This window comes from Pedobacter gandavensis, assembly GCF_032678745.1.
GTDB lineage: Bacteria > Bacteroidota > Bacteroidia > Sphingobacteriales > Sphingobacteriaceae > Pedobacter > Pedobacter gandavensis_C.
In genome coordinates this window covers 62,172-80,565 of the sequence record NZ_JAVTST010000003.1, presented here as the reverse complement: position 1 = coordinate 80,565, position 18,394 = coordinate 62,172, and the positions used below count along the sequence as shown (strand labels likewise).

Below are 18,394 nucleotides of genomic sequence, written 5' to 3'. Positions count from 1 at the left end.
ATGAATAAGAAATCATCAATATATATACTTACAGGCTTACTGGCGCTTTCGTCCATCACCGCCTGTAAAAAAGACTTTTTGGAGAGACCTCCATTGAATCAGTTGACGGAAGAAGCTTTCTGGAAATCTGAAGAAGATGTTTTTAAGGTGGTTAATGGCGTTTATTCTCAATTGCCAGGAGATGGAACTGCCTTTAATGATGGTGCAACAGATAATGCCCAGGTGCAAAACTCCTGGGATAGTCCTTCAAACCCGATCGCTGCAGGTACAATAGGTTCAGATACTGATGCCGGATGGAGTTTTGTCGGCATTCGCCGTGCAAATTATTTCCTGGAAAATGCAGATAGAGTTAAAGTCATCGATCCTGCACTTTTAGAAAGATACAAAGCGGAAGTGCGTTTTATCCGTGCGCTTGATTATTTCAATCTAATGAGTCGTTTTGGGGATGTACCTTTGTTTACTAAGGTATTGGTACTAGGAGAAGAGAATCTACCAAGGAAACCGAAAAAAGATGTCCTTAAATTTGTCCTATCGGAATTGGATACCGTGGCTAAGATCTTGCCTAAAGAATATGCTGGTGGAAAACCAAATGAGAAAGGCAGAATCACCAAAGGAGCAGCATTGGCTTTAACGGCACGTGTCTACCTTTATGATGGTCAGTTTCAAAAGGCAGCCGAATTGGCTAGTACCGTAATGGGTATGGGGTATCGCTTATTTACTACCACTGAAGAAGAACCAAAAGATAAATTGGATGATTATTCTAAATGGGTAGATTTTGCAGATGCGGCAGATCAGGAGAAATTCCGGAAGGGCTTAAGAAGCTACGAACGTCTTTTCTATCAAAAGCATGAAAATAACTCCGAAGTGATCCTGGATCGGCAGGTGGTTAGACAAAAGGGTGGTAATGATATAAATAAGCTTCTGGGACCTAATAATTTGAAAGGCTGGAGCTCAATAACGCCAACGCAATCTATGGTAGATGCTTATGAAAGTTATCAGACTGGTGAAGCGGTTGTTCCTGTTGATCCGGCACAACGTGCTACATGGTATGAAAATGTGAAAGATTCAACGGATTACGTGAAGGAATATAGAAACCGTGATCCTCGTTTTTATGCGAGCATTCAGTTTCATGGTGCCGTGTGGAATTCTATTGACGAAGAGCCATATATCTATGATTCGAGAGCAAATGACAACAACAACTCTAAAACCGGTTATAACTTCCGCAAGCTTGTAGACCCGACTGTTTATATAGAGAAGATAGAGAGCCATGCAAACGTGATTATCATTCGTTATGCAGAGATTCTTTTAACCTATGCAGAAGCGAAGAATGAGGTTTCAGGTCCGGATGGTACCATTTATGATGCCTTAGATCAGATTAGAACCCGTGCAGGTATGCCAGTGGTAAACAGAACTAAATATGCAACTAAAGACGCATTGAGAGAGTTTATCAGAGCAGAACGCAGGGTAGAGCTGGCTTTAGAAGGTCATCGTTACATGGACATCAGAAGGTGGAAAATTGCACCAAATGTGATGAAAACAATATATGACGTAAGAAATGGTCAGGTTCAGCAACGGATCTGGACTGATAAATTATACCTGATGCCGATTCCACAAGTCGAAATGGATAAGTCAAAAGGGGTACTGGTACAAACCCTTGGATATTAATCCACACAATTGTTCCGAAAAATAAATCAGCTGAAGGCCGTTTCCTCGAAAGAGGTAAACGGCCTTCTAAATTCAGGCCTTCGGGCTTATTCTAAAATGATATTCCGCTTAAAGGCACAACCCAGTTCAATGATAGAATCGGTCTTGGCAATACCAGGAATACCGTCCACTTGCTCATATAAAATCCGCCTCATGTGTTCATGGTTTTTGGCAATGATTTTTATGTATAAGGTATACACACCTGTGATGTAATAGCATTCTGTTACCTCAGGGATTTTCTTTAATTCCTCAATAATCCGGTTAGAATCGCTATCCTTTTCCAAGGTGATGCCAGTAAAAGCTCCCCAATCGTAACCAATTCTTTTCTCATCTAGAACGGGCTTGATCCCGGTCAGTATTCCTTGCTCTATCAATCTGGATACCCTTTGATGCACCATCGTATTAGACACGCCCAGTGCAGCGGCAATAGCCGAATACGCCATGCGTCCGTCTTTTTCAAGTTGTTTTAAAATTTGAACATCAAATTCATCAATAGCATCCATTATGGTTCTTTTAAGATTACGTTTATTTTCCGAATATCGGTCATTTAAAGTTAAATAGTACTTTTATTGTGCTGTAAAAGTCAAATTCTCTTTTTTCTGGTGTTAAATAATAAATATTATTAACTTCGCCAGCCTACCAAATAATATAGTAAACAATGGGAATTTCAGCAAATTTAAGTAAAGTCGAAGCACTAATAGAAAAAGAAAACAGATACGGCGCACACAACTATCATCCTTTGCCAGTAGTATTGGAAAAAGGGGCTGGCGTGTTCCTCTGGGATGTAGAAGGGAAAAAGTATTATGATTTTCTTTCCGCTTATTCGGCAGTGAACCAGGGCCATTGTCACCCCAGGATTATTGATGCCTTAAAGCGTCAGGCCGAAAAATTAACCCTAACCTCCCGTGCATTTTACAACGATAAGTTGGGTGATCTGGAAGAATTTATGTGTAATCTGTTCGGTTTTGATAAAGCTTTGATTATGAATTCCGGCGTTGAGGCGGTAGAAAGTGCCATGAAGCTCTGCAGAAAATGGGCCTATCAGGTAAAAGGCATTCCTGCCAATCAGGCGAAGATCGTTTTTGCCAATGGAAACTTCCATGGCCGTACGATCTCTGTGATTTCTGCATCCGACGACGAAAGTGCAACTAAAGATTTCGGCCCATTTGTGGAAGGGATTGCCCGCGTGCCATACAATGATGTGGAAGCTTTTGAAGCGCTGTTAAAAGAAGATAAAAACATAGCAGGATTTATTGTGGAGCCGATTCAGGGCGAAGCAGGAGTAGTAGTGCCGGATAGCGATTATCTGCCACGCATCAATGCGCTATGTAAAAAATATAATGTGTTGTTCATTGTAGATGAAATCCAAACCGGGATTGCCCGTACAGGCAGTATGTTGGCTTCCTACGATATCAATGATACCGATAAAACCAATCAGCCGGATATGATCATTCTGGGGAAAGCCATTTCCGGAGGTGTGTTGCCGGTTTCAGCAGTGCTGGCCAATGATGAAGTGATGCTGACCATTAAACCAGGCGAACATGGTTCTACCTATGGTGGAAACCCACTTGCCTGCGCGGTAGCTCAGGAAGCTTTACAGGTGGTGCTGGATGAGAACCTTTCTGAAAATGCCAATAGACTGGGAGAAATCCTGAGAAAAGGTTTAGAAGACATCGCCAGCAGAATTGGGGTGATTGAACTGGTAAGAGGTAAAGGATTGCTCAATGCAATCGTAATCAATTGTACAGAAGAATCTGATATGGCATGGGACATCTGTGTTAAATTTCAGGAGCATGGCTTGTTGGCAAAACCTACACAAGGCAACAAGATCCGTTTAGCGCCGCCATTGGTGATTACGGAAGCGCAAATCAAGGAAAGTTTAGTGATCATTGAAAAATCCTTATTGAACTTCGCCTAGAGATTTATGAAAAGAACCATCAGGCTCATTAAGAACCGATCTGATATTGGTGCCGGAACACGTGGATCTGATATGGGAATAGATGCGATTGAGGTAGCTGCCATTAACATGGGCAGCGATTACTTCAACAATTTCCCTCATCTGGATGTGGAAACCCATAATGAAACGATCTATAACAAAGACCGGAATTCTTTTGCAAAAAGAATCGAGCATGTGCTAGAGCAATGTACCCGCGTGGCCAAAGCGGTGGAACAAACTTTAGGGAATAATGATTTTCCTCTGGTGCTTTCCGGTGACCATTCCTCCGCGTTAGGAACCATCAGTGGCATTAAAACCGCTTATCCGGACCAGAACCTTGGTGTGATCTGGATAGATGCACACGCCGATTTACATTCCCCATATACTTCCCCTTCCGGAAATATACATGGAATGCCTTTGGCAGCTGCACTGGCCAATGATAATTTGAAGGCACAGGTAAATGAAGTGAGCAGCGAAACCCAGTTGCTATGGGATAAACTCAAAACCATCGGTACGGATCAGCAGAAACTGAAACCTGAACATTTGATTTATTTCGGTGTTAGGGATACAGAAAGCGCAGAAGATGATCAGATCCAGGATTTAGGTATTAAGAACTATAAGGTAGAAGAAGTCCGTTTCAGAGGCATCGATACTTGTATCGCCGAAGCGCTGAAAAGGCTAAGCGACTGCCAGCTGATTTATATTTCTTTTGATGTAGACAGTATGGATTGCGATTTAATCTCCAATGGAACAGGTACGCCTGTGGCTAAAGGATTTGATCAGTACGAAGTGATTGCCATGCTGAAACAAATTATGGCTGCTCAAAAAGTAGTCTGCTTTGAAGTGGTAGAGGTAAACCCTTTACTTGATAACAAAGGCAATAAAATGGCAGAAACTGCTTTCGAGGTGTTGGAGCAAATTACACCTGATCTGGTATAAACGAAACTTTGCCGAATAAACAGAAATAAGCGGATAAAAAAACAGGCCGGATCATGAAGATTCGGCCTGTTTTGCTATAAAATGCTATTGATTTACGATGCGATTGTTGCTGTTGTTCTCCTTACAGCGTTTTTTTTTACCACGGTAATGATGCCAGCGGTATCATAGCCACATAGTGCCCATAATTCCTGTTGCTCGCCATGGTCAATAAACTCGTCAGGGATGCCCAAACGCGTAACGTTGGCGTTGTACTGATGATCTGCCATAAACTCAAGCACAGCGCTCCCTAGGCCGCCTTGCAGACAGCCATCTTCTACTGTGATCACGTTTTTATAGCGTTTAAACACATCGTGTAATAAAGCCTCGTCTAGTGGTTTCACAAAACGCATGTCGTAATGTGCCGGATGAATGCCTTCACTGTTCAGCTCTTTACAAGCCTCTACAGCAAAATTACCCACATGACCGATGGTCAGTATCGCCACATCTTCTCCATCACATATTTTGCGACCTTTACCAATTTCTAATGCCTTGAATGGACGTTTCCAATCTGTTAACACTCCATTTCCTCTCGGATAACGGATAGAAAACGGACCTTGATTTTCCAATTGTGCAGTATACATCAGGTTTCTCAGCTCTTCCTCATTCATTGGCGCAGCAACGGTCATATTTGGAATACAACGCATGTAGGCTAAATCGTAAGCACCATGGTGAGTTGCCCCATCAGATCCTGCAAATCCTGCACGGTCTAAACAGAACACCACATTCAGGTTTTGAATGGCCACATCATGGATCACCTGATCGTAGGCCCTTTGCATAAAGCTGGAATAAATGTTACAGAAAGGCACTAAACCTTGTGTAGCTAATCCAGCAGAAAAAGTAACCGCATGTTGCTCTGCAATCCCCACATCAAATGAACGTGTAGGCATCGCTTTCATCATGATGTTCATCGAAGAGCCTGATGGCATAGCAGGCGTAATGCCCACAATTTTTTTATTCTCTTCTGCCAGTTCTACCAGTGTATGTCCGAAAACATCCTGATATTTTGGTGGCTGAGGCTTGTCGACAGTCGATTTCTTGATTTCTCCGGTAATCTTATCAAACAAACCTGGTGCATGCCATTTGGTCTGGTCTTTCTCCGCTAAAGCGAAACCTTTTCCTTTAACCGTTACACAATGTAAGAGTTTAGGGCCGGGAATGTCTTTTAAATCGCGGATCACCTGTGCCAAACGCACTACATCATGGCCGTCTACCGGACCAAAATACCTGAAATTTAAGGATTCAAATAAATTGCTCTGGTTTAATAAAGTGCCTTTAATGCTTTTCTCAATTTTCTTTACAAACTTATGGGCATTTGGCCCCAGTTCAGAAAGCTTAATTAAAACACTGGAAATGTCATCGCGGAAGCGATTGTATGATTTTGAAGTGGTAATACTCGTTAAATATTCCTTTAATGCACCCACATTAGGATCAATCGACATACAGTTGTCGTTGAGGATCACTAAAAGGTTAGAATCTTCAATACCCGCATGGTTCAAGCCTTCAAAAGCCAGACCCGCGGTCATGGCGCCATCGCCAATTACGGCAACGTGCTGACGGTCGGTTTCTCCTTTTAATTGAGAAGCAACTGCCATACCCAATGCTGCAGAAATAGAAGTAGAAGAGTGGCCAACACCAAAGGTATCGTATTCACTTTCAGAGATTTTTGGAAATCCGCTGATCCCATTCAGGAGGCGGTTGGTATGAAATACTGATTTTCTTCCGGTCAGGATTTTATGTCCGTAAGCCTGATGGCCAACGTCCCAGACCAGCTTGTCGTAAGGTGTATTTAAAGCGTAATGTAAGGCTACTGTGAGTTCCACTACACCCAGACTTGCGCCAAAATGCCCTCCGTTTACACTCACTACATCAATGATGTACTGGCGTAGTTCCTGACAGATTTGCTCGAGATCTTCTTCTTTATACTGCTTTAAATCAGCAGGATAATTTATGTTTGGTAATAATGGACGGGTGATATCTTCCATGCAGTGATTTATAGAATAGAACTACAAAGTAAGGTATTTTGTTACCAAACTAAGAAGGAAAATCGTTAATTTTACAAATTAATACTTCAATAAATGACTAGAGATACTTTAATTTTTGATTTGATTGACAGGGAATTGGACCGTCAGGAAAATGGCCTGGAGCTGATCGCTTCTGAAAACTTTGTGAGCAAACAAGTAATGGAAGCCGCAGGATCATGTTTAACAAATAAATATGCTGAAGGCCTTCCGGGAAAAAGATACTATGGCGGTTGCCAGGTAGTAGATGAGGTGGAAACCATAGCTATTGAGCGTGCAAAGCAGCTTTTTGGGGCAGAATGGGTAAACGTACAACCGCATTCAGGCGCTCAGGCAAACGCAGCAGTAATGCTTGCAGTGATCCAGCCGGGAGATAAAATCTTAGGATTTGACCTTTCTCATGGTGGTCACTTAACACACGGTTCTCCGGTTAACTTTTCAGGAAAATTGTATCAGCCATTGTTTTATGGAGTAAAGAAAGAAGATGGTTTGATCGACTATGCTAAACTGGAAGAAATCGCATTAGCGGAACGTCCTAAGTTGATCATTTGCGGTGCTTCTGCCTATTCAAGAGAGTGGGATTACGCTTTTATCCGTAATGTAGCTGATAAAATCGGTGCATTGGTATTGGCTGATATTTCACACCCTGCAGGTATGATCGCTCGCGGTTTATTAGCAAACCCACTACCTCATTGCCATATCGTAACCACTACTACACACAAAACCCTTCGTGGTCCTCGTGGTGGTATGATCATGATGGGCAAAGATTTCGAAAATCCATTCGGAATTAAAACGCCAAAAGGTGAAACCAGAATGATGTCATCTGTATTAGATATGGCAGTTTTCCCTGGAACACAAGGTGGACCATTAGAACACATCATCGCAGCAAAAGCAATTGCTTTCGGCGAAGCGTTGAGCGACGAATATTTAACTTACATCACACAAGTGAAAGCCAATGCTCAGGCGATGGCTAAAGCTTTCGTAGCCAAAGGTTACGGTATTATTTCTGGTGGTACAGACAACCATTTAATGCTGATTGACCTGCGCAACAAAAATATAACTGGTAAAGCAGCAGAAAATGCGCTTGAAAAAGCAGATATTACCGTGAACAAAAACATGGTTCCTTTCGATGATAAGTCGCCATTTGTAACTTCAGGTATCCGTGTAGGTACTGCTGCCATCACAAGCAGAGGTTTCAAAGAGAAAGAAATGGAAACCATTGTTGATCTGATTGATCAGGTAATTACTAATTCTGAGGATGAGAATAATTTAAAAGCGGTAAAGGAAAAAGTAATCAACTTGGTAAGTCAGTTCCCCTTGTATAAATAAACGGGAAGAACTTACTCAATGCTAACGAATAACCAGACTTCATCAACTTATGAAATGGAACGCTTGCGGGCGTTGCAGGGATACGATATATTGGATACTCCTCCAGAAGAGGAATTCGATAATATCACCAAGCTAGCCAGCTTGATCTGCAACACGCCTATAGCAGTCATTGTATTAGTTGATGAAGATCGGTTATGGTTTAAATCTGTGATCGGGCTGGACTTTAAGGAAATACCCAGAAACAGCTCTTTTGCTGAGCGGGTAATCCAGTCGGGAAAGGTATTCGAACTCTGTGATGTAGCCGAGGATGAAAGCTTTACCAATCATATGGCAGGCATCAACCATGGCCATTTACGATACTATGCCGGTGCCCCTTTAATTGATGAGGATGGTTATCCCTTAGGAACCATCTGTGTTTTCGATCAGCAGCGTAAAGAACTAAGCATCGCGCAGAAAGAAGGCTTGCAGATTCTCGCTAAAGAAATCATTACCCACATTTCCCTCCGTAAAAAAGCCAAAGAACTGAACCTTAAAAATCAGCGCTTTGAAGAACTGCTGAACATCTCTACCGTATCCCCCGAAATTCATTGTATCCTGGACGATAAAGGCAAATTGCTGTTTGTCAACAATGCAGTTACCTCCGTGCTGGAATATGAAGTGGAAGAAGCCGTCGGTTTAACAGCCTGGACATTCTGCTACCGGGAAGATATCAATAGGGTAGTTCATGCCATAGAAGCAGGTCTTGCTATGGGTACCAAGCAATTTAATATTGACTTTAGAATAGTCACCAAAAGCGGATTAATCCGTTGGCTGAGCTGGAATATGGTCTGTAAGAATAGACGCTGGTATGCTTACGGCAGAGACATTACGGAGAATAAAAGAGTAGAAAATGAACTGATGAAACTCTCCTTTGTGGCGAGTAAAGTCAACAATGCAGTGGTCATCAATGATTCCGATAACCACGTGACCTGGGTAAACGCGGCCTTTGAGAAAATTACCGGTTTTACACTGGAGGATATGAAAGGTAAACGTCTTGGTGATTTGATCCAGGGACCTGGAACGGATCTGGAACTGATTCAACAAGCGCGTGAACTCACCAACAAACACCAGTCTTTTACTGTAGACCTATTGGCTTACCGTAAAGACAGACAGCCGATCTGGTTGTCCATCTACAATACCGTAGTCTTTAATGACGAAGGAAAGGTGGAAATAGAAGTAGAAATTATTCTGGACATTACAGAGAAGAAAAAGGCAGAAGAAGAATTGCAACTGCTTTCCTTAGTGGCCAGTAAAACCGATACCGGAGTAAATATCTCTGATGGTGAAGGTTATACCACCTGGATTAACCACTCTATGGAAAAGTTAACCGGTTATTCTTTGAATGAATTACAAGGACTCAGACTAGGTGACATTCTTTCTAAAGATGAAGCACAAAGAGAACTGATTGTAGCCTCCAGACAAAAGGCGAACAACAGAGAGTCTTATGCCATAGAAGTACAGGCAAAAAAGAAATCAGGAGAACACATTTGGCTTTCCGTTTCCAATACGCCCATTGTCAATGAAAAAGGAAAAGTAGAACGACAGATCGACCTGATTACCGATATTTCCCAAAGGAAACAGGTAGAAAAGGAAATGGTAGAGGCCAAAGAACAGGCCCTGCAGTTAAGTGCTGCAAAAGAAATGTTCCTGTCGGTGATGAGTCATGAAATCAGAACACCTTTAAATGCCGTCATAGGAATGGCGCACCTGCTACTTGATAACGATCCTAAAGAATCACAATTACCCGATTTAAACCTATTGCGGTTCTCTGCAGAAAACCTGTTGAATATCATCAATGATATCCTGGACCTCACCAAAATGGAAACTGGAAATGTGCAATTGGAAACCATTCCTTTTAGCATGAAGACCCTGGCTTCCGATGTGATCAATTCTTTGCAGATGAATGTGATGGCCAGAAATAATACGCTGAAACTGATCTGTGATGAACACATCCCTGAATATGTTAAAGGAGATAAAACCCGCCTCTATCAGGTATTGATGAATCTATTGGGCAATGCGATTAAGTTTACTCAGGATGGCGAGATTGTTTTGGAAATAAAAAAACTAGCCGAAACCGAGAAGCGTGTTTCGCTTTATTTTGAAGTAAAAGATACAGGAATTGGAATCGCTGCAGAAAAACTCGACTATATCTTTCAACCCTTTATTCAGGCCAGAACAGATATCTCCAGGAAATATGGTGGTACCGGATTGGGATTAACCATTACCAAAAAGATGCTGGAACTTTATGGTGCAGACATTCAGGTAGAAAGTGAAGAAGGAAAAGGAACGGTATTTCATTTTGAGATATCTTTTGAAAAGGCAAACAATTATGTGCCTCAGGTAAAGATTTTTACCGAACCCAATCAGTTTAGTGACAAGCGCATTCTTGTGGTTGATGATAATGAAATCAACGCCCTGATTGCAAAACGTATTTTCGGAAAATGGGGACTCAACCTCGATTTTGCCATCACCGGAGAAGAAGCCCTGGATAAAGTCCGTGTACAACGATATGACCTGATATTTATGGACATAAAAATGCCGGGAATTGATGGTTTTGAAGCCACCACATTAATTAGAGCTATGGAGGGCGACTATTATAAAAATGTACCTATCCTTGCTTTAACAGCTTCGACCTTACACGATGAACACAATAAGTTTGCGGAGTCCGGTATGAACGGACACATCTTGAAGCCTTTCAAGCCGGAAGACATGAGAAATGTACTTTCCGAATACCTGAGTTAGTCAGCAGGACTCAAAAATCATTCAATTTTTCTGGAAATAACAATGGAGAGAAAGCTCATGGATTAGAAATGATAAAGGGCCGATATTTCACAGAAGTGAATGTATCGACCCTTAAATTAACGCTCTCAGGGTCAAAGTAAAGGAATATATTTTATATTTCAAAATATATAAAGAATTATTTGTGAATTTATATTGATTTTCTGTGGTTGTGTTTTTTAACTGTCTGAAAATGAGTAATAAAATATTTTCATGAACTAGAAAAGAAAGCTGAGATGCTTTTGTAAAGTAAAAGGCCGGCCATTCCAAAATAGGAGTTCTGCCGGCCTTTACCATCTAAATTAACGCTCTCATTAATATAAACGAGCAGGATTGGAGATTGTTTTATCTGATACATAATTTAGCTTACATAGGCCAGGGTAGCAATGCTGATCTTTTCTGGCATCGCTTGAAGGAGGCTGATTCCACAGGCTTCTATGGTTGCCCCGGTAGTGAGCACATCATCAATCAGTAATAAATGTTTGTTTGCCAATTCCTCTGGATGTTGAACTGCAAAGGCGGTCGACATATTTTCAAAACGCAGGAGTCTGCCTTTGTGCGTCTGACTATCCGTAGCGCTGGTACGGAAAAGATGGCGATTGCTAACCGGAACATTTATAACCTCTGCAATGCCTTGTGCAATTGCTTCACTTTGGTTATAGCCACGCCTTGCTAATCTTTTCTTATGTAGTGGAACAGGAATTAATAAGTCGATCCCTTGAAAGTATGGGGAGCTTTGGAGGCGTTCTCCAAGGAGTATACCTAACCTTATGCCCAGATTGGCCTGGTTACTGTATTTTAAATGATGGATGAGCTGTTGCACTGTGCCCTCTTTTTTAAAGAAAAGCATGGCCATGGCCGCATGACATGGTAATCGTCCCCAAAACTGCCTGGCCACCAGGTTATTCGGATCCAGGTGGTGATCGGTATAGGGTAGACTATATAAGCAACTGCTACAAATATCAGCTTCGCCGGAAATTAAAGGCAGGGCACAACCGAAACAGGCTGCTGGAAAGAGCAGGTGTAAAAGGTCTGGAATATTGAAGTTGGAGAAAGGCATGGGCTAATCTATGTTGATTAGCCATTGCCTGGTTGAAATCCGGGATTTAGTTTTGCTCTTTTACAGCCAGCTGTCCACAGGCAGCATCAATGTCTTTTCCTCGGCTTCTTCTGATATTGGTATTTACACCCTGACTTTTCAGGTAAGCAGAGAAAGCATCGATCTTGTCGCCTTCCGCATTCAGGAAAGCCGCAAACTGAATCGGATTGTATTCAATTAAGTTTACTTTACAAGGAACGTGTTTACAGAATTTAGCCAGCTCCATCGCATCTTCAATCTCATCATTGAAATTGTTGAATACAATGTATTCGTAAGTAATCGGGTTCTTTGTTTTGGAGAAATAATATTTTAAAGCTTCTTCCAATGCTTTCAATGAGTTTTGCTCATTGATCGGCATGATTTCATTTCTTTTCTTGTCATTTGCCGCATGTAGCGAGATGGCCAGGTTAAATTTAACCCCGTCATCACCTAGTTTCTTGATCATCTTGGCAATACCAGCAGTAGATACGGTAATGCGTTTGTACGACATATTAAGTCCGTCTGGAGCAGTAATACGGTCGATAGACTTCAATACATTGGCATAGTTTAGCAAAGGTTCGCCCATTCCCATATAAACGATATTCGTTAAAGGGGCATTGTAGTTTTTCTTAGCCTGCTGATCAATCAAAACCACCTGGTCATAGATCTCATCAGCATTCAGGTTACGTTTACGGTCCATATATCCTGTTGCACAGAATTTACAGGTTAAACTGCAACCTACCTGTGAACTCACACAGGCTGTCATACGCTCTTCCATAGGAATCAGTACGCCTTCTACAATATTGCCATCATATAGTCTGAAAGAACTTTTGATGGTCTGGTCATTACTAAATTGAGAGTTACTTACTTCAACTACATTGATTGCATAGTTTTCATCCAGTTTCTTTCTAAGGTCTTTAGAAAGGTTACTCATTTCCTCAAAGGAGCGTGCAGATTTCTCCCATAGCCATTGGTAAACCTGTTTGGCACGGTAAGAAGGTTCCTGCATATTTATAAAATGTTGTTGCAGCTGAGGGAGGTCCAGTGAACGTATGTCTGTTTTTTTTGTAGTAAGCATTTGATGCAAAGTTACCTAAAAAAAGAATAAGCCAGCAAAAATTGATTTTGCTGGCTTAAAAAGTATGGATTTACTGCCGGATTATGACAGTCAAATTATGTTTAACGCTTTGGTCCTCTGCTTTTTCCAGGTGCGCCAGAGTTTCCTCTTGACGGTCTGACTGGTCTTTTGCTTGGTCCATTAGTTTTATTCCAATCGGTAGTGCTGGAAGCACCACGGTAAGGAGTACCAGATTTTTTATCCGCTCTTGGTTTACCCGAAGCTGCTCTTGGTCTGCCTTCAGATTCTGATCTTGGATCTGTAGATCTAGCTCCAGCTGATCTCGGACCGCCTGATCTTGGGCCCCCCGGTCTGCCAGAAGAGTTCTTTCTCGGAGCAACTAATTCTTCGAAATCTGGATTTACTGGTTTTTTACTTGCTTTCTTCGCTGCTGATGCCGCCTCTAAAGAGCTTGATTTCGCAACAAGGTTGAAAATCTCTGTTTGCTCTGCTGGAGTAAGTTCTCTCCATTCGCCAACAGGAATGCCTTTAAGCGTTACATTCATGATTCTGGTACGCTCTAGTTTCGTCACCTCAAATCCGAAATGCTCACACATTCTTCTGATCTGACGGTTCAATCCTTGAACAAGCACAATCTTGAAAGTAAATGTACTTTCTTTAGTCACTTTGCACTTTTTGGTCATCATGCCCAATACAGGAACACCTTTGCCCATACCAGCGATAAACTGTTCAGTAACCGGTTTATTAACGGTCACTACATATTCTTTCTCATGGTTATTTCCAGCACGAAGGATCTTATTAACGATATCTCCGTTATTGGTTAGGAAAATTAATCCTTGTGAATCTTTGTCCAAACGACCAATCGGGAAAACCCGCTCGCTGTGGTTTACATGATCCACCATATTGCTTTTTACGCCAGCTTCAGTAGTACTGGTAATGCCGACAGGTTTATTATAAGCGATTAAGATAGAATTTTCAACTTCTTTTGGCTCAATGGTCTGGCCATTCACCGTAACGATATCCCCGAAAAATACTTGGTCGCCTACCTTGGCTTTACGACCATTGATAAACACATTTCCTTGTTCTATGTATCTGTCTGCAGCTCTTCTGGAGCATAGACCGCTCTCACTAATGTATTTATTTAATCGGGTGGTAGAATCAGACATGGGTATGGGTATAAATTGTTTCAGTTTACAAAGAAATCAAAATATACCCACATATACTATCAAAATATTGTAAAGCTATGGCTTTTAAAAATTAGTATCATCAGCACTAGGCCCATAACTGCCCGGAATTGGGACGTCTAATAAGCGTAGAAATACGCCTAGTTGTGCCCTGTGATGGATAATCTGTGATAAGATATGTCTGATCAGACTGCCTTTTGTGTATGTAGAATAAATTTGCTCGCCATTTCGTAAAATCCAGGGTTCCGACAAGATTTCTTCTTTTGCAGCAGATAGGTATGAACGACCTTCTTCCAGTGATTCCTCGAAAAGCTTCATCAAATCGGCATTAGTTTCCAGCTGTTTTGGTTCATAAGGGACAGTGGCAAAGTCTAATTCATCAGTCGTAACCGCATAAGTTATCCAGGTCGGTAATTCCGCAATATGGCCGGCAAGTACTTTTACCGTCATGCTTTTTGGGTGTGGCTGCCAATCCAATTTATCATCAGGTACAATCGCCAACATTTTACGCGTAGTTTGAGCTTCCTGCTCCAGTTCTTCTAAGAACGTTTTAATCATTTCCATTTCGTCGTGTTTTAAATTACAGAACAAAGAAAAGACTGGACACTGACAACCCTATGTCAGGCCTTTTACTAATTTAAAAAATATATCAGGAAGGCGGAGTAAATAATGGAGGGATTAAATGAGCTGACAAAGGCGCTGATAAACCAGTATGTATGATTCCTGACGGCCGAAATAAATTTGCTGATGCACTAATCGGACTGCAATATTGGCTTTTAGTACCTGTTAAGGCTAATGTTGGCTGTTCTTCTTTGTTGTAGATTGCATGCTCAGTTTCAGCTTTTGGTTGGTTTTCTTCCTGAAGTTCCTGATCATCTGCGCTTACTTTCGCAAATGAACCGGCATGTACACTGTCGGAAATTTCCTGACCATCTGCTGAAATAAAAGAAATATAAGCTTCTACCTGTGTGGCTAATAAGTTGCTGGAAATTTCCATGAATTCTTCGCCCTGTTCCCTTCTTGCACCGATATATATGGAACTGATCATTTTTGCCTCAGGGAATACCAATACCAGCATCGCACGGTCATGGGTATGAACGGAGCTGCTTTTCGGACTTGCTTCCCAATGAAATAAAATCCCCTGATCAGTCCTCGAAATGCTCGGTTTTTCTGCTGGAGGCAAGTTTCCTTTAGTCAGCATCGCTTTAGGATAATCCATGCTAATGTTTGGATATTCGCCCTTTAATGCATGCTTTTTATTAAAGGAAAGCGCTTCATTATAAGTGTTTCTATTCGTTCCTATAACCTCATTACGATAGCCCAATTTTAGGATATTCTGTAAAGGTCGGAGGAAATCATTGACAACGGTCATCTTTTGATAGTTGGCCAGCTTTGGTAATGTAGGTGGCTTGTTAGTCTTTCCTATTAGCCTGATTACGTTTTTTCCGTTGAGCATATAGCCAACTAAATTGCCTACACGACCATTAAAACCTCCAAATAAACCATTGCTTAAACTTCCCATAATTTTGTGATTAAATGATTAACATACAGACTTTTACTAATGTACTCAATGCTTTCGGTATCCTTTCTATATGCCTTCCAAATAAGTTTCGATTCACAAGAACGTTACATAAGCTTTAAATAGACCTTCTAAGGTCTTTAGGATCATGAAAGGATCATCCAACCATTATGGAATGATCTTGTAAAGATTATATAAAATTAAGCTCAGGTCGGAAGCAGCTCGAACCTGCTACGAACTAAAGGAGGAGGACGCGGGGGGAATTTGATAAAACGTATACATTTTAGGGGAAATACCTTTCCTTTGTACCTATGATTTCCTATATCTCTGCATCCTATATTTATCCGGTAACTGTTGAACCTTTGAAAGAGGGCGTAATTGTCCTGGATTCCGATGGTTTAATCCTGGAAATCCTGACGGCCGCTCAAGCGGAATCTAAAGGAATTACGAACATTAAATTCTATGAAGGAATCCTGGTTCCTGGATTTGTCAATACCCATTGCCATTTGGAACTTTCTCATCTGAAAGGGAAAATTGCCAAACATACCGGACTGCCAGGATTTGTAGAACAGGTGATTCGACAAAGGCAGGCAAATGATGCTGAACTGATCGATGCCATGGAAATCGCCGATAGAAATATGTACGCGCAAGGGATTGTTGCAGTTGGCGACATTTCGAATAAACTGATCTCGAAGGAGGTCAAAGAAATTAGCGGTATCTATTACCATACCTTTATAGAAGCAATGGGTTTTAACCCGGAAAAAGCTTCCGATATCATCGAAGCCGCCAAAATCATGAAAGAGGCTTTTCAACCTTTAAATGCTTCGATTGTTCCGCATGCCCCATATTCGGTATCCGATAATTTATTCGCAGAGATCCGAAAAGAAGCGGAAGCAGATCAGGAGCTGATCAGCATTCACAATCAGGAAACTCTGGAAGAGAATGAATTTTTTGAACATAAATCTGGTAGCTTCTTAAAGTTATACGAGTTCCTGGGTTTAAATATTGACTTTTTCAAAGCAACAGGGAAGACCTCGCTGCAGTCTTATTTACCAAAACTCTCTCCATCTTTAAAAACCTTATTGGTACACAATACATTTAGTAGCTCGGCAGACCTGGACTTTGCTACAGCAAATCATTCCTCCTTATATTGGTGCCTATGTCCGAATGCGAATTTATATATAGAGGATAAATTACCTGATCTGCCCTTATTTTTGAAAGCAGAGCTAAAGATTACGCTTGGCACGGATAGTCTGGCCAGCAACGACCAGTTGAGTATTGTAGAAGAAATGAAAACGCTGCAAGAACACTTCCAGCTTCCTTTAGCACAGTTGCTGCCATGGGCCACGATAAATGGTGCTGAATTTTTAGGAATTGAAGATCGTTTTGGTAGTTTAGAAGCTGGAAAAACCCCCGGTATCAATCTGCTGGAATATGTGGATAAAGATGGGGAAATGTGGATTACAGGAAAGATTAAAAGATTAGTATAGATGAACAACAGGATTACCACTTTATTTCAAATCAAATATCCGGTGATTCAGGCTGGAATGGTCTGGTGTAGTGGCTGGAAATTGGCCTCAGCCGTATCAAATGCAGGCGGACTAGGCATCATCGGTGCAGGATCCATGTATCCTGAAGTATTAAAGGAACACCTACAGAAATGTAAAAAGGCCACCGACCAACCTTTCGCCGTCAACGTGCCTTTGCTATATCCTAATATCGATGCCGTCATGCAGATCATTTTGGAAGAAGGAGTGAAAATTGTATTTACCTCTGCAGGAAATCCTGCGACCTGGACAAGCTTTCTAAAGGAAAAGGGAATTACGGTTGTTCATGTGATTTCCAATAGTAAATTTGCACTAAAAGCAGAAGCTTGTGGCGTGGATGCCATCGTCGCAGAAGGTTTTGAGGCGGGCGGACACAATGGACGAGAGGAAACGACCACCATGTGCCTGATCCCACAAATCACTAAAGCGGTAAAAATTCCGGTGATTGCTGCGGGTGGAATCGGGAGCGGAAGTGCAATGCTTGCCGCATTTGCATTGGGAGCCGAAGCCGTTCAGATTGGATCAGCTTTTGCCGTAGCAGAAGAGTCCTCTGCTCACCCGAATTTTAAACATAAAATATTGGAAGCTGGCGAAGGAGATACTCGATTGAGTATGAAAAAAGTAGTTCCGGTTCGCTTGCTGAAAAATAGTTTTGCCGAAGTCATTGCGCAAGCCGAAGCAGAGGGTGCCGATGCGGAGCAACTCAAACAACTATTAGGTCGTGCAAGAGCGAAATTAGGTATGTTTGAAGGAAATATAGAAGAAGGTGAACTGGAAGTTGGACAGGTATCGGCCTTGCTACAGGAAATTAAACCTGCTGCAAAGATACTGAAGGACATCTGGCAGGAGTTTTTAATAGAGAAAGATAAGATCAGTAAGTTGGAATTTCCAGCATAGTTGATCCTAATATTTACCATAAGAATTAATTTAAGAATGAAACACATCAACATAAGAGTTACCGGAAAGGTGCAGGGGGTATCCTTTAGGGAAACCACAAAAGCAATCGCAGATCAAATGGGTGTCCGCGGAATAGTTAGAAATGAGAAAGATGGTACCTTATACCTGGAAGCAGAAGGCGATGATGCCTCTTTAGAAGTTTTTGAGGAATGGTGTAATGAAGGTCCGGACAGGGCAAAGATTGAAACTGTAGAAGTGACTCCCGGAGAATTGAAGGGCTACCAAAATTTCGAAATCATTAAGAAATAA

15 protein-coding genes are annotated in these 18,394 nt (G+C 41.6%); 8 read left to right on the top strand and 7 right to left on the bottom strand.

Translation table 11 applies throughout. The annotated features are described in order from the left end of the window. On the top strand, nucleotides 1–1,665 hold the full coding sequence (locus R2S10_RS11770; protein ID WP_316840634.1) for a RagB/SusD family nutrient uptake outer membrane protein: 1,665 nt from the start codon (nucleotides 1–3) through the stop codon (nucleotides 1,663–1,665). 86 nt (nucleotides 1,666–1,751) lie between these two features. On the opposite strand, the gene R2S10_RS11765 is transcribed toward R2S10_RS11770, so the two are convergent. After that, nucleotides 1,752–2,207, bottom strand: a complete 456-nt coding sequence (locus tag R2S10_RS11765) for an Lrp/AsnC family transcriptional regulator (RefSeq protein WP_316840633.1) — start codon at nucleotides 2,205–2,207, stop codon at nucleotides 1,752–1,754. 155 nt (nucleotides 2,208–2,362) lie between these two features. On the opposite strand from R2S10_RS11765, the gene rocD reads away from it, so the two are divergent. Together rocD and rocF are read left to right on the top strand one after the other, a co-directional pair. Continuing rightward, nucleotides 2,363–3,622 carry an ornithine--oxo-acid transaminase gene (gene rocD, locus R2S10_RS11760; protein WP_316840632.1) on the top strand — a complete coding sequence of 420 codons (1,260 nt, stop codon included), beginning with the start codon at nucleotides 2,363–2,365 and terminating at the stop codon, nucleotides 3,620–3,622. 6 nt (nucleotides 3,623–3,628) lie between these two features. Next, a complete protein-coding gene (gene rocF / locus R2S10_RS11755) occupies nucleotides 3,629–4,579 on the top strand; it encodes an arginase (protein WP_316840631.1) in 951 nt (316 codons plus the stop codon). 92 nt (nucleotides 4,580–4,671) lie between these two features. Here rocF and dxs read toward each other — a convergent pair whose 3' ends face one another. Then, nucleotides 4,672–6,600 (bottom strand): 1-deoxy-D-xylulose-5-phosphate synthase, encoded by a 1,929-nt coding sequence (dxs, locus tag R2S10_RS11750; protein WP_316840630.1) that lies wholly within the window; start codon nucleotides 6,598–6,600, stop codon nucleotides 4,672–4,674. A 93-nt stretch (nucleotides 6,601–6,693) separates the two neighbouring features. Between dxs and glyA the strand changes: the two genes are divergently transcribed. Both glyA and R2S10_RS11740 read left to right on the top strand, forming a co-directional pair. Next, nucleotides 6,694–7,965 carry a serine hydroxymethyltransferase gene (gene glyA, locus R2S10_RS11745; RefSeq protein ID WP_316840629.1) on the top strand — a complete coding sequence of 424 codons (1,272 nt, stop codon included), beginning with the start codon at nucleotides 6,694–6,696 and terminating at the stop codon, nucleotides 7,963–7,965. Between the two features lie 18 nt (nucleotides 7,966–7,983). Continuing rightward, nucleotides 7,984–10,746 carry a PAS domain S-box protein gene (locus tag R2S10_RS11740; RefSeq protein WP_316840628.1) on the top strand — a complete coding sequence of 921 codons (2,763 nt, stop codon included), beginning with the start codon at nucleotides 7,984–7,986 and terminating at the stop codon, nucleotides 10,744–10,746. A 397-nt stretch (nucleotides 10,747–11,143) separates the two neighbouring features. Here R2S10_RS11740 and R2S10_RS11735 read toward each other — a convergent pair whose 3' ends face one another. The 5 genes from R2S10_RS11735 to R2S10_RS11715 all read right to left on the bottom strand — a co-directional run bounded on the left by R2S10_RS11735 (nucleotide 11,144) and on the right by R2S10_RS11715 (nucleotide 15,644). After that, nucleotides 11,144–11,842 (bottom strand): ComF family protein, encoded by a 699-nt coding sequence (locus R2S10_RS11735; protein WP_316840627.1) that lies wholly within the window; start codon nucleotides 11,840–11,842, stop codon nucleotides 11,144–11,146. Between the two features lie 46 nt (nucleotides 11,843–11,888). Beyond that, the gene (gene rlmN / locus R2S10_RS11730) at nucleotides 11,889–12,938 is read right to left on the bottom strand and encodes a 23S rRNA (adenine(2503)-C(2))-methyltransferase RlmN (protein WP_222535601.1); all 1,050 of its coding nucleotides are present in this window, start codon (nucleotides 12,936–12,938) and stop codon (nucleotides 11,889–11,891) included. A 101-nt stretch (nucleotides 12,939–13,039) separates the two neighbouring features. Continuing rightward, nucleotides 13,040–14,104 carry a 23S rRNA pseudouridine(2604) synthase RluF gene (gene rluF, locus R2S10_RS11725; protein WP_316840626.1) on the bottom strand — a complete coding sequence of 355 codons (1,065 nt, stop codon included), beginning with the start codon at nucleotides 14,102–14,104 and terminating at the stop codon, nucleotides 13,040–13,042. A gap of 84 nt (nucleotides 14,105–14,188) precedes the next feature. Beyond that, nucleotides 14,189–14,686, bottom strand: a complete 498-nt coding sequence (locus tag R2S10_RS11720; protein ID WP_316840625.1) for a DinB family protein — start codon at nucleotides 14,684–14,686, stop codon at nucleotides 14,189–14,191. Between the two features lie 85 nt (nucleotides 14,687–14,771). Further along, nucleotides 14,772–15,644 (bottom strand): DUF6266 family protein, encoded by an 873-nt coding sequence (locus R2S10_RS11715; protein ID WP_316840624.1) that lies wholly within the window; start codon nucleotides 15,642–15,644, stop codon nucleotides 14,772–14,774. Between the two features lie 308 nt (nucleotides 15,645–15,952). Here R2S10_RS11715 and R2S10_RS11710 point away from each other — a divergent pair, with 308 nt between their 5' ends. Genes R2S10_RS11710 through R2S10_RS11700 form a run of 3 tightly spaced genes read left to right on the top strand, consistent with a single transcriptional unit; the run spans nucleotide 15,953 to nucleotide 18,394 of the window. After that, entirely contained in the window at nucleotides 15,953–17,131 is a 1,179-nt protein-coding gene (locus R2S10_RS11710) for an amidohydrolase family protein (protein ID WP_316840623.1), read from the top strand. After that, entirely contained in the window at nucleotides 17,132–18,085 is a 954-nt protein-coding gene (locus R2S10_RS11705; protein WP_316840622.1) for a nitronate monooxygenase, read from the top strand. 36 nt (nucleotides 18,086–18,121) lie between these two features. Next, complete coding sequence (locus R2S10_RS11700) at nucleotides 18,122–18,394, top strand: acylphosphatase (protein ID WP_316840621.1); 273 nt, start codon at nucleotides 18,122–18,124, stop codon at nucleotides 18,392–18,394.